Raw genomic sequence first — 12,706 nt, 5'->3', positions numbered from 1 at the left:
TCACCAAGGAGGTCCGACATGCCCGAAAAGAAAACTCTCGAGCGCGCGGCGAAAGCCAAACGCGAAGGCAAGTCCCCGAGCACGCAAGCCGGCGCATTCGTGAAGGAGCAGATCGATCACGTTCGCGAGGGCAAGCACGGCGCGAAATCGGCGAAGCAGGCCATCGCCATCGGTTTGTCCGAGGCGCGTCGCTCAGGCGTGAAGATGAAGCCGCCGAAGAAGGGCACGGCGTCCGAGGCGACACGCAAGAAGGCCGCGCAGGACACCAAGGCCGCGCATCGGACGAAGAAGAGCCCGAGCACGGAGTCGAAGGCGAAGCGCTCGGCAACGTCCACGCGCGTGCTCAAGCGCGAAAGCACCAAGGCCGCTTCGCACAAGTCGCTGTCGCGGCAGACGCATGCAGCCGCGAGCCGGCGCTCGGCGGCGGATCGCTCGGCAGCCGCGAAGAAGGGCTGGGCGACGCGCCGCAGGAACGCGGCCGCGAAGTCCAAAGGCTCGCATGCGCGTCACGCATCGCGCTGAGTCGGCAGCATCCGGGCGTACGACACGGCCATCGTCGCGAGTTCCTGCGCGGCGGGCGTGAGCGGCACGCCCGCGCGGCGCAGCAGGCAGACGGGCGTTTTCCCGGCACGTTCGGCGATCGGCACGATCTCGACGTGCTCGCGAAAGAACGGATGTCCGGCGAGGCTCGCGGGTTCGAGCCCGAGATAATCGCTCGACGCAAGGCAATGCAGCGTGTCGAAGACCGCTTCGGTCGTCGCGGCGATGCGCGGCGGCGCGAGCTTCGCGTGCTCGAAGAGCGCCGATAGCTTGTTGGCCGGCGCGCCGCCGCCGCGCTGGCGTGTGCTGACCCATTCGGCGTTCTGCAAGTCGGCCAGTGCGCGCGAACGTGCGAGCGGATGACCGCGCCGCGCGATCACCGCGACGTCGGAATCGAAGAGCGGCGTCGTTTCCATGTCGTGGATGTCCGCGCCCGGTGCGATGAGCGCGAGCGCGAAATCGAGGCTGCCGTCGCGGACCCACGAAGTCAGCATCCGCGACGTCGCGCTCGTCAGATGCACATCGATGCGCGGACAGCGCTCCCGATAGCTCGCCAGCAGCGCGGGAAAAAGCCGCATGGTCGCTTCGGCCGCGAGTCCGAGCGCGACGCGACCCGTCAGTTCGCCGCGCAACTGGCGCATCTCGTCTTCCGTCTTGCGGCATTCCCCCAGAATCAAGTCGGCGCGTACACGCAAGCGCTCGCCGATCGGCGTGAGCCGCGCGCCGCGCACGTCGCGTTCGAAGAGCGGCCCGCCCGCGATCGCTTCGAGCTTCTGCAACTGCTGCGTGATGCCGCTTTGCGCAACGTCGAGCCGGCGCGCGGCGGCGCGCACGCTGCCCGCATCGGCGACGGCGACGAACATGCGCAACTGCGTGAGAGTCAGATCCACGTTCGGCGTCTCCGTCGGTGATCTCAAAAACTGAACATGATAAGCAAAACGCCTCTTTTTGCGAGCGTTTTGGGCCCGTACCATCGGTGGCCACAATCAGGAGGCACCGCGTTCATGCTCAGACTCAGCACGCTTTTTCTCGCCGCCGCGCTCGCCGCCGCCGCGCCGGTTCACGCTAAAGACGCCGACACCTTGCGCCTCGGCATCGATCCCGGTTATCCGCCGATGGACGTGAAGACGCCCGATGGCCACGTCGCGGGCTTCGACGTGGATCTCGGCGATGAAATCTGCCGCCGCATCGCGATGCGCTGCCAGTGGGTCGAACTCGAGTTCTCGGGGATGATTCCCGCGCTGCAGGCCCGCAAGATCGACGGGATCATGTCGTCGATGGCGATCACCGACAAGCGCATGAAGCAGATCGCTTTCTCCACCAAGCTCTTCCAGTTCCGCTCGCGGCTGATCGCGAAGCAGGGCGCGCCGCTCACGGCGAGCGCGCAGGGCTTGCGCGGCAAGCGCATCGGCGTGCAGAGCGGCAGCCAGTTCGAAACCTACGCGATGAAGAACTGGCAGCCGGGCGGCGTCGAAGTGGTCGCGTATCAGAGCATGGACGGCGTGCTCAACGATCTGACCGCGGGACGCATCGATGCCGCGCTGCTCGGCTCCGTCGAAGCGGAGCACGGCTTTCTGAAGACGCCGCGCGGCGCGGGTTTCGCGTTCGTCGGCGAGCCGCTGTCGATGGGCGATCACGGCGTCGGCATGGGTCTGCGGCAGGAGGATGCGGCGCTGAAGGCCCAGGTCGACAAGGCCGTGGGCGACATGCGCGCGGACGGCACGTATCAAAGAATCGCGCGCAAGTATTTCGATTTCGACGTCTACGGCGACTGAACATGCACACTCAACGTCATCCGCTCGTGTCGACGACGCTCGGCACGTCGCGCGAACTCGTCAGCTTTCATTTCGGCGATGCCGCGAACGGCGAAAGCGTTTATCTGCAAGCGTCGCTGCACGCCGACGAAACCCCCGCCATGCTCACCGCGTGGACCTTGAAGCAGCGTCTCGCCGCGCTCGAAGCCGAAGGGCGCATGCGCGGCGAAATCGTGCTGGTGCCGGTGGCGAATCCCATCGGCTTGTCGCAGCATGTGCTCGGGCAATTCCTCGGGCGCTTCGAGGCGAACAGCGGCCACAACTTCAACCGCGATTTTCCGATGCCGTCCGCTGCCGCGCTGATCGAACGCGTGGGCGCGCGCTTATCGTCCGGCGATGCCGCGCACAACGCGCGTCTGCTGCGCGGCGCGCTCGTCGAGATGCTCGGCGAAACGACCGCGAAGAACGAGTTCGAATCGCTGCGGCTTGCGCTGCTCGGGCTGGCGTCGAAAGCGGATGTCGTGCTCGATCTGCATTGCTCGCTCGAAGCGACGATGCACATCTACACGAGTCCCGCGAGCTGGCCCGCGATCGAGCCGCTCGCGCGCTATCTCGGCGCGAACGGCGTGCTGCTGGCGACGGATTCGGGCGGTCAATCTTTCGACGAGGTTCATGCGCTTTTGTGGAACGAGCTGCGCGAGCGCCTCGGCGATGCAACGCCGCTCGGCGCGCCGAACATTGCGGCGACGATCGAGCATCGCGGCCAGCGCGATGTCGATTACGACACGGCGTCGCAGGATGCGGAGGCCATCGTCGATTTTCTGATCGCGCGCGGCGTGATCGAAGGCGAGGCGAAGGACGCGCCGCCGCTCGCGCAGGCCGCGACGCCGCTCGCGGGCAGCCAGCAACTGACGGCGCCGGCGAGCGGGATCGTCGTGTATCGCGCGAAAGTGGGCGCGCGGCTGCAAGCGGGCGATCCGGTGTTCGATATCGTCGATCCGGTCACCGACTCGGTGACGACCGTCACGACGGCCAACGACGGCGTGTTCTACATGCGACGCGCGGTCCGCTTCGTGTACGCGGGCGCGCCGATGGGACGCGTAACGGGTGAGAAGGCGATCAGGAGCGGGGTGTTGATCGGGGCGTGAGCGCGCCGAGCGCGTGTTTTCACTGCTCGCTAGAATGACTCCTCGCTTTCGAGGAGTCTCGCCATGCTGGATTTCGCACGCCACGCGCGCACGCTGACGCTCGATATCTCTTACGCCGATTCCGGTCCCGCCGACGCGCCCGTCGTGCTGCTGATCCACGGATGGCCGGATGCGGCGCGCGCGTGGAATGCCGTGGCCGCGCGGCTCAACGACGCCGGCTATCGAACCGTCGTGCCGGAGTTGCGCGGGGCGGGCGGCACGCGTTTCCTGCGCGACGACGCCGTGCGCGACGGCTCGGGCGTCGCGCTCGCGCGAGACGCCGTCGATCTCGCCGATGCGCTCGGCATCGCCACCTTCGATGTCGTCGGCCACGACTGGGGCGCGCGCGCCGCCTACACGATCGCCACGCTGTTTCCCGAGCGCGTGCGCCGCATGGCCGCGCTCGCGCTGGCGTATCAGCCGCGCGGCGTCTTCGAATTGCCCGACTTCTCGCAGGCGCGGCGCTTCTGGTACCAATGGTTCATGTCGCTCGACGGCGGCCCGGACGCCGTCGCCGCCGATCCCAAAGGCTTCGCGCGCATCCAGTGGGACACATGGTCGCCGCCCGGCTGGTTCGACGAAGCCGAATTCGCGGCGACGGCGCGCGCATTCGACAATCCCGACTGGGTGCCGATCACGCTGAACGCGTATCGCCGGCGCTGGCGGAGCGATCAGCCGTCCGATCCGGCGCTCGCCGATCTGTACGCGCGGCTTGCGACGATCGATCGCATCGGCGTACCGGCCTTGATGATTCAAGGCGGCGCGGACGCCTGCGACGAACCGGCGAGCTCGGAAGGCCAAGCGCGCTACTTCACGGCGGGCTATCGGCGCGTCGTTATCGATGGCGCCGGGCATTTTCCGCTGCGCGAGGCGCCGGATGCCGTCGCGGATGCGGTCATCGAACATCTGAAGTGATCGCCGAGCAGGCGAGCGCCTTGCGCAGTGTCACCGGACACTTCCGACACGTTTGGCGGCAAACACTGTATGCGTGTACAGTACTGATCGCTATGGCGGCCACGCACTTCCGAACACTCGTGCGACCTCGTCGAACACTTCGAGGATGCCGCCTAACTCATTGAACCGGTTGAAAAATTGGCATCGAATAACGCAATCCGCATTCGCGGCGCACGTCAGCACAACCTCAAGAATCTCGATCTCGACCTGCACACCGGCCAGATGACGGTCGTGACCGGCCCGTCCGGTTCCGGCAAGTCGAGCCTCGTGTTCGACACGCTCTACGCGGAAGGCCAGCGGCGCTACGTCGAAACCTTCAGCGCGTACGCGCGCCAGTTTCTCGACCGGATGGACCGTCCGCAGGTCGATCGCGTGGACGGCGTGCCGCCCGCGATCGCCATCGACCAGACGAATCCGGTGCGCAGTTCGCGTTCGACCGTCGGCACGATGACCGAACTGAACGATCATCTGAAGCTCTTCTACGCGCGCGCCGCCGAACTTTTCGACAAGAAGACGTCGCATCGCGTGCGTCACGACACGCCCGAGACGATCTACGCCGAACTGCTCGAACGCACGCGGGCCGATGATCCGCGTCTCGCGATCACGTTTCCGGTCGAATTGCCCGACACCGCGAGCGACGAGGAGGTCGAGCAGTGGCTCTCCGCGAGCGGCTATACGCGCGTGCAGGCGAAACGCCACGTCGAAACCGCAAGCGGCAAACGGCAGATGCTCGATGTCGTCGCGGATCGTTTTCGCTTGCAGAACATCGAGCGTTCGCGTGCGCTGGAGGCGATCGAAAGCGCGTTGCTGCGCGGCACGGGCCGCGTCGACGTCTATGTGCTGAAAGACGAAGGCGAGCCGGAGATCTGGCGTTTTTCCACCGGCCTGCACAGCCCGGAAAGCGATCTGCGCTACGCCGATCCGCAGCCGGCGCTGTTCTCGTTCAATTCCGCGTATGGCGCTTGCGAGACGTGCCGCGGCTTCGGACGCGTGATCGGCGTCGATTACGGTCTCGTCATCCCCGATGAAAAGAAGACGCTGCGCGAAGGCGCGATCAAGACATTGCAGACGCCCGCGTGGAAAGAGAACCAGGACGATCTCGTGCGCTACGGCGCGAAGGCGGGCATTCGCCTCGGCGTGCCGTGGAAGGATCTCACGCAGCAGGAGCGCGACTGGGTCATCAAGGGCTCGCCGGACTGGACGGGCAAGTGGCAGAACCAGTGGTACGGCGTGCAGCGTTTCTTCGATTATCTGGAGTCGAAGGCGTACAAGATGCACATCCGCGTGCTGCTGTCGAAATATCGCAGCTATACGACGTGTCCGGTGTGCGCCGGCGCGCGTCTGAAAACCGAATCGCTGCTGTGGCGTCTCGGCACGAAGGAACAGGCCGACGCAGTGCTTGCGCCGCAAGATCGCTTCATGCCGGAAGGCGTCGACTGGACGCGCGCGCAACTCGAAGCGCTGCCGGGCCTCACAGTGCACGATCTGATGCTGATGCCGATCGAGCGCATCCGCCGCTTCTTCGATTCGCTGACGCTGCCATCGACCTTGCTCGACGAAGCGCTCAAGCTCTTGCACGCCGAGGTCCGCACGCGCCTGAAATATCTCTGCGATGTCGGTCTCGGTTATCTGACGCTCGATCGCCAGTCGCGCACGCTGTCCGGCGGCGAAGTGCAGCGCATCAATCTGACGACCGCGCTCGGCACGTCGCTCGTGAACACGCTGTTCGTGCTCGATGAACCGAGCATCGGTTTGCATCCGCGCGATCTGAACCGCATCGTCGAAGCGATGCATCGTCTGCGCGACGCGGGCAATACGCTCGTCGTCGTCGAGCACGATCCGTCGGTGATGCTCGCGGCCGATCGTCTCATCGACATGGGACCGGGTCCGGGCGAGCGCGGCGGGCAGATCGTCTATGACGGCGCACCCGACGACATTCAAGTCACCGACACACTCACCGGCGCGTATCTCGGCGGCCGCAAGCATGTCGCGCATGCGTCGAACTGGAATCGCCGCGTCGTCGATGCGAACACGCCGCGCCTCACGCTCGAAGGCGCGAGCGATCACAACCTGCGCGACGTCACGGTCGACATTCCGCTGCAACGTCTCGTGTGCGTGACGGGCGTATCGGGCTCGGGCAAATCGACGCTGATCCAGGACGTGCTCGCGCCCGCGCTGATGCGTCACTTCGGCAAGGCGACGGAAGCGCCCGGCGCGTATCGCGACCTGAAGGGCGCGGAGCATTTGAGCGACGTCGTGTTCGTCGATCAGTCGCCGATCGGCCGCACGGCGCGCTCGAATCCGGCGAGCTATGTCGGCGCGTTCGACGAAATTCGCAAGCTCTATGCGAAGGCGCCGCTCGCGTTGCAGCGCGGCTATAGCGCGAGCATGTTCAGCTTCAACTCGGGCGATGGACGCTGCCCGACGTGCGGCGGCTCGGGCTTCGAGCACGTCGAGATGCAGTTCCTGAGCGATGTCTACTTGCGTTGCCCCGATTGCGACGGACGCCGTTATCGCGCGGAAATCCTCGAAGTGAAGATCGAGCGCGGCGATCGTCAGTTGAGCGTCGCCGATGTGCTCGAACTGACGGTGAGCGAAGCCGTCGCGCTGTTCGCCGGCGACAAGGAAGTGCTGCGCGTGCTGCAGCCGATCGTCGATGTCGGTCTCGAATACGTGAAGCTCGGCCAGCCCGTGCCGACGCTTTCGGGCGGCGAGGCGCAGCGTCTGAAGCTCGCGGGCTTTCTCGCGGAAACGTCGCAGACCAGCAAGAGCGAAAGCCGTCTCTTCATGTTCGACGAGCCGACGACGGGCCTGCATTTCGACGACATCGCGAAGCTGATGCAGGCACTGCGGCGCCTGCTCGAACGCGGTCATTCGCTGATCGTCATCGAACACAATCTCGATGTGATTCGCGCGGCCGACTGGATCATCGATCTCGGTCCGGAAGGCGGCGATGGCGGCGGGCAGCTCGTATGCGTCGGCACGCCGGACGATGTTTCGGCATGCGAACAATCGCATACGGGCCGCGCGCTGGTCGAATACGAAGAAGCGATGGCGCCCGGCGCGGCTCAAAAGCGCGCGGGCGTGCCGCTGCAACTCGCGGCGGAAGTCGCGAGCGCGCGACGTGCGTTGCAGGGCGAGAACGTGGTGCGGATCGTCAACGCGCGCGAGCACAATCTGAAGTCGCTCGATGTCGATATTCCGCATAACAAGTTCAACGTCGTGACGGGCGTGTCCGGTTCGGGCAAGTCGACGCTCGCGTTCGATATCCTTTTCCACGAAGGTCAGCGCCGTTACCTCGAATCGCTGAACGCATATGCGCGCTCCATCGTGCAGCCGGCGGGCCGTCCGGAAGTCGATGCCGTCTATGGCATTCCGCCGACCGTCGCGATCGAACAGCGCCTGTCGCGCGGCGGACGCAAATCGACGGTCGCGACGACATCCGAAGTCTGGCACTTCCTGCGCTTGCTGTACGTGAAGCTCGGCATTCAGCATTGCATTCACGATGGCACGCCGGTCCAGTCGCAAAGTTCCGAATCGATCGCCGCGCAGATCATGCGCGATTTCAAGGGGCAGCATGTCGGACTGCTCGCGCCGCTCGTCGTCAATCGCAAGGGCGTCTATACCGATCTCGCGAAATGGGCGAAGGCGCGCGGCAATACGCATCTGCGTGTGGATGGCGAATTTCTGCCCGTGAGTCCGTGGCCGAAGCTCGATCGCTTCCGTGAACATACGATCGAATTGCCGGTTGCGGATCTCGTCGTGTCGGCGGACAACGAAGCGGAACTGCGGCGTTTGCTCGACGACACGCTCGAAATCGGCAAGGGCGTCATGCATCTTTGCGCGCCGCTCGATGAATTGCATGGGTCGTGGCACGACGGCGCGCGTCGCGGCAAGGAAGAAACGCGCGTGTTCTCGACGAAGCGCGCGTGCCCGGTTTGCGGCACGAGTTATCCGGAGCTCGATCCGCGCATGTTCTCGTACAACAGCAAACACGGCTGGTGCAACACATGCGTCGGGACGGGCGTGAAGCTCACGCGCGAACAGCGCGCCGCGTTCGACGACACGCTCTTCGCGCAGGACGATCGCGGACGCGAGCAGAGCATCGGCTCGGTCGATCAGGAACCGGACGATATCGTGGATCAGCCCTGCCCGGAATGCGAAGGCACGCGTCTGAACGATGTTGCGCGCGCCGTCACGTTCGGCAATTATCCGATCACGGAAGTCGGACGATGGACCGTCAGCGATACGCGCGAGTGGATTGCATCGCTCAAGCTCAAGGGCCGCGATGCGGATATCGCGCGTGACGTGGTCAGTGAAATCGAAGGGCGCTTGCAATTCCTCGAAGAAGTCGGGCTCGGCTATTTGAGCCTCGATCGCGCCGCACCGACGCTTTCCGGCGGCGAAGCGCAGCGCATCCGTCTCGCGGCGCAACTCGGCAGTAATCTGCAAGGCGTGTGTTACGTGCTCGATGAACCGACCATCGGTTTGCATCCGCGCGACAACCTGATCCTGCTCTCCGCGCTCAAGAAGCTGAACGACAAGGGCAATACGCTCGTCGTCGTCGAGCATGACGAAGACACGATTCGCCGCGCGGATCACATCATCGATATCGGGCCGGGCGCGGGCAAGCGCGGCGGTACGGTCGTCGCGCAGGGCAACGTGACGGATCTCGCGGCGCACAAGGCGTCGCTCACGGGCCAGTTCCTCGCGAATCCGATCGTGCATCCGTTGCAGCCGCGCCGCGAAGTGCGCGCGGCGACCGCGAAGCGCGCCGCCGTGCCGGAGCAATGGCTGACGGTCGAAGGTGCGACGCTGCACAACTTGCGCAACGTGACGGCGACGATGCCGCTGAATCGGCTCGTCGCGATTACGGGCGTGTCGGGTTCGGGCAAATCGACGCTCGCGCGCGACGTGCTGATGACGAACCTGCTCGATGCCGTCGGCCGTTCGGTGTTGTCGTCGCCTGCGGTGCGGCGCGCGCGCAAGGCCGCGCAAGCGGACAAGCCCGCTGCCGGGTCGCGCGCCAGCGTGCTCGCGCGCGAAGCGCCGCGTCCGACGTTCGATGTCGCGCATGCGTGGCAGGGCTGCGCGGGCGTAACCGGTTTCGAGGCTATCGATCGCGTGCTCGAAGTCGATCAGACGCCGATCGGCAAGACGCCGCGTTCGTGCCCGGCCACCTACATCGGCATGTGGGACACGATCCGCAAGCTCTTCGCCGATACGCTCGAGGCCCGCGCGCGCGGCTACACGCCGTCGCGTTTCTCGTTCAACACGGGCGATGGCCGTTGCCCGGCATGCGAAGGCCAGGGCGTGCGGACCATCGCGATGAGCTTCCTGCCCGATGTCAAAGTGCCGTGCGACGTGTGCCACGGCCAGCGCTTCAATCCGGAAACGCTCGCGGTGACATGGCGCGGCAAGAACATCGGCGAAGTGCTGACGATGGAGATCGACGAAGCCGTCGAGTTCTTCGCGTCGATGCAGAGCATCGCGCATCCGCTGCAATTGCTGCGCGATGTCGGCCTCGGCTATCTGACGCTCGGCCAGCCGTCGCCGACGCTGTCGGGCGGCGAGGCGCAGCGCATCAAGCTCGTCACCGAACTGTCGAAAGTGCGCGACGACGTCACGCGGCGCGGCCAGAAGCCGCCGCACACGCTTTATGTGCTCGATGAGCCGACCGTCGGCCTGCACATGGCGGACGTCGCGAAGCTGATACGCGTGCTGCATCGTCTGGTGGATGGCGGGCATAGCGTGATCGTCATCGAACACGATCTCGATGTGATCGCCGAAGCCGACTGGGTGCTCGATCTCGGCCCGGAAGGCGGCGTGAATGGCGGCACGATCGTCGCGGCGGCGGACCCGGACACGCTCGCGACGCATCCGCGCAGTCATACCGGCGCTGCGCTGCGGCCGGTTTTGGCGCGGACACGGGAGACCGAAGATGCTGCGTGATCTCGATACGCTGATCGCGTCGATGGAGCCCGAACTGCAGCCGGGCGCGTACGTGTTCGCGTCGCTGCCGCACGATGCGGTGGCGAGCGGCGCGGGCATCGTCGCGACGTTCCGCGAGCGCGAGGGATTGACGGTCGTGATGGAAGAATGCGCGGCGCAGGCGGCCGGCGTCGCGCCGCTCTTTCGCGCGGCCTGGATCACGCTGACCGTTCATTCGGATCTGAACGCGGTCGGCTTGACGGCGGCGTTCGCGCGTGCGCTCGGCGAGGCGAACATCAGTTGCAATGTGATTGCGGCGGCGTATCACGATCACATCTTCGTTCCGGTAGAAGAGGGCGAACGCGCCGTCGAAGTCCTTCGGGATTTGCAACGCGCTGCTGGTAAGCTTTCGGCCTCATCAAAACCATGAAACCGACATAGATGGAAACGCAGGACAAAGCCGTCGCGCTGAGAAGAATGAAATGGTTCGCCGCCGGGCTGCTCGTCGCGGCCGGCGCCTTGTTCGCGCTCGCGAAAAGCCAGCACGATGCGGGCGCGTGGGCGTGGGTGTCGTCGTTCGCGGAAGCCGCGATGGTCGGCGCGCTCGCCGACTGGTTCGCGGTCGTCGCGCTGTTTCGGCATCCGCTTGGCGTGCCGATTCCGCACACCGCGATCCTGCCCGCGAACAAGGCGCGCGTCGCGGACAACCTGGCCGTGTTCGTTCGCGACCGTTTTCTCGGCACCGATGCGCTCGTCGCGCGCGTGAATGCGTTCGATCCGGCGAGCCGTCTGTCGATGTGGCTGGCCGAGCCTGCCAATGCCGAGTTGCTCGGCAAGAAGGCCGTGGGCGCGGTCGGGCAACTGCTGTCTTTCGTCGATGACGAGCGCGTGAAGTCGATGCTCTACGAGACGCTGCGCCGTCGCGCGGAGTCGTTCGATCTGGCGAGCGCGACGGGAAGCGTGCTGTCGACGCTGACATCGGACCGGCGTCATCAGTTGCTGCTCGATGAGGGCCTGAAGCAACTGGCCGGGTGGCTCGACAAGCCCGAAGTGCAGGAGATGCTCGCGACGCGCATCGTCGCGGTGGCGGGCGAGGAGTATCCGAAGCTCGTCGGTATGCTGGGATTCGTCGGACTGAATGCTGAAGACCTTGGCAACAAGTTTGCGGCCGGTCTCGTGCGCGGCGCGAATCAATGGCTGCACGATGTAAGCAGCGATCCCGAGCACGAACGTCGCAAGGCTTTCGATGCGGCCGTGGAGCGGTTTGTCGAGCGGTTGAAGACGGATCCGGCGTTCAAGGCGCGCATCGACGAGCACAAGCGTGAGTGGCTGGAGCGGCCCGAGTTGCGGACATACGTGAACGGGCTGTGGGACGAGTTCATCGCGTGGCTCGATGCGGATATCAAGCGGCCGGATTCGGCGCTGCATGCGAAGGTCGTCGCGATGGCGGGCGGTTTTGCCGAGGCGCTCGGCAGCGATCCGGCATTGCGCGAGTCGATTAACGAGCATATGCGCGATGCTTTGAAGGCGCTTGCGCCGGAGTTGCGCGATGGCATCGCGAAGCATATTGCCGCCACCGTCAAGCAGTGGGACGATGCGACGCTCGTCAGGGATGTTGAGCTTAATATTGGGCGGGATTTGCAGTTCATTCGCGTGAATGGGACGCTTGTGGGAGGCGCCGTCGGGATTTTGATTCACGCTGTGAGTGTGGTTCTTGGTTGATTTTGTTTCTTCGCTGGATCCCGTGATTGGGTCCGGTCGGGGTTTCGCCGGATCCCGTTTTCGCGTCGGTCTATTAGCGTTGCCCCTGTGCGGGGCGGCACTCACTTTCTTTGCTGCTGCAAAGAAAGTAAGCAAAGAAAGCAGCTCCTGATACGCCCGCGGTCACACGCAATTTGGGTAGTCCTCTCGTCGATCGTGGGCTGCCTAAAGAGTGCCCTCATAGGCCCCATCGGGCTTGGCTCGCGCACGGTCTGTGTCATCGCACCACACACCAAACTGGTTCAGCACCAAATAGCTCCAGCCCGCTTCGCGGCCGACCGGTCAATCGGGGATGCATGTGCTTCTCTACTAACGTCTCCATCTCACTGCAATCGCCGCCCTTTGGTTTCCCTCGCATACCGGGCGGCAGCGCGTAGCGCTGTGCCGGATGTATGATTGCTGGACCCGCGCGTTGTAACTACTAGCTAGTCAGACCGTGCGCGAGCCAAGCCCGGTGATTGTGATGAGGGCACTCTTTAGGCAGCCCACGATGGACGAGAGGACTACCCAAATTGCGTGTGACCGCGGGCGTATCGGAAGCTGCTTTCTTTGGTTACTTGTATATTGAATCTGGCGTCC

At 65.0% G+C, this 12,706-nt stretch carries 8 protein-coding genes; 7 read left to right on the top strand and 1 reads right to left on the bottom strand.

The annotated features are described in order from the left end of the window. Window positions 1–18 precede the first annotated feature (18 nt). Window positions 19–522 carry a DUF6496 domain-containing protein gene (locus tag NCS00_RS18800; protein ID WP_008352931.1) on the top strand — a complete coding sequence of 168 codons (504 nt, stop codon included), beginning with the start codon at window positions 19–21 and terminating at the stop codon, window positions 520–522. On the opposite strand, the gene NCS00_RS18795 is transcribed toward NCS00_RS18800, so the two are convergent. Continuing rightward, entirely contained in the window at window positions 507–1,430 is a 924-nt protein-coding gene (locus NCS00_RS18795) for a LysR family transcriptional regulator (RefSeq protein ID WP_250440713.1), read from the bottom strand. The two genes, NCS00_RS18800 and NCS00_RS18795, sit on opposite strands and share 16 nt — an antisense overlap. Window positions 1,431–1,544: 114 nt before the next feature. On the opposite strand from NCS00_RS18795, the gene NCS00_RS18790 reads away from it, so the two are divergent. From NCS00_RS18790 to NCS00_RS18765, 6 genes are all read left to right on the top strand, one after another. After that, complete coding sequence (locus NCS00_RS18790; protein WP_008352936.1) at window positions 1,545–2,315, top strand: transporter substrate-binding domain-containing protein; 771 nt, start codon at window positions 1,545–1,547, stop codon at window positions 2,313–2,315. A 2-nt stretch (window positions 2,316–2,317) separates the two neighbouring features. Then, the gene (locus NCS00_RS18785) at window positions 2,318–3,442 is read left to right on the top strand and encodes a succinylglutamate desuccinylase/aspartoacylase family protein (RefSeq protein ID WP_250436021.1); all 1,125 of its coding nucleotides are present in this window, start codon (window positions 2,318–2,320) and stop codon (window positions 3,440–3,442) included. 63 nt (window positions 3,443–3,505) lie between these two features. Then, on the top strand, window positions 3,506–4,396 hold the full coding sequence (locus tag NCS00_RS18780) for an alpha/beta fold hydrolase (protein ID WP_008352942.1): 891 nt from the start codon (window positions 3,506–3,508) through the stop codon (window positions 4,394–4,396). Window positions 4,397–4,573: 177 nt separating this feature from the next. Then, a complete protein-coding gene (gene uvrA, locus NCS00_RS18775; protein ID WP_250440712.1) occupies window positions 4,574–10,387 on the top strand; it encodes an excinuclease ABC subunit UvrA in 5,814 nt (1,937 codons plus the stop codon). Further along, the gene (locus NCS00_RS18770) at window positions 10,377–10,796 is read left to right on the top strand and encodes an ACT domain-containing protein (protein WP_250440711.1); all 420 of its coding nucleotides are present in this window, start codon (window positions 10,377–10,379) and stop codon (window positions 10,794–10,796) included. Before uvrA ends, NCS00_RS18770 begins: the two co-directional genes overlap by 11 nt. An 11-nt stretch (window positions 10,797–10,807) precedes the next feature. Continuing rightward, complete coding sequence (locus NCS00_RS18765; RefSeq protein WP_250440710.1) at window positions 10,808–12,088, top strand: DUF445 domain-containing protein; 1,281 nt, start codon at window positions 10,808–10,810, stop codon at window positions 12,086–12,088. Window positions 12,089–12,706 lie beyond the last annotated feature (618 nt).

The sequence above is a fragment of the Caballeronia sp. AZ1_KS37 genome (assembly GCF_023631165.1).
GTDB classification, from domain to species: Bacteria; Pseudomonadota; Gammaproteobacteria; order Burkholderiales; family Burkholderiaceae; genus Caballeronia; species Caballeronia zhejiangensis.
The sequence above is the reverse complement of the archived record's forward strand: the minus strand, read 5'-3'. Positions and strand labels throughout refer to the sequence as shown.

Coding starts and splice junctions, on each gene's coding strand:
- NCS00_RS18770 (WP_250440711.1), top strand. CDS start 10,377: ATGCTGCGTGATCTCGATACGCTGATCGCGTCGATGGAGCCCGAACTG.
- NCS00_RS18780 (WP_008352942.1), top strand. CDS start 3,506: ATGCTGGATTTCGCACGCCACGCGCGCACGCTGACGCTCGATATCTCT.
- NCS00_RS18785 (WP_250436021.1), top strand. CDS start 2,318: ATGCACACTCAACGTCATCCGCTCGTGTCGACGACGCTCGGCACGTCG.
- NCS00_RS18790 (WP_008352936.1), top strand. CDS start 1,545: ATGCTCAGACTCAGCACGCTTTTTCTCGCCGCCGCGCTCGCCGCCGCC.
- NCS00_RS18800 (WP_008352931.1), top strand. CDS start 19: ATGCCCGAAAAGAAAACTCTCGAGCGCGCGGCGAAAGCCAAACGCGAA.
- NCS00_RS18765 (WP_250440710.1), top strand. CDS start 10,808: ATGGAAACGCAGGACAAAGCCGTCGCGCTGAGAAGAATGAAATGGTTC.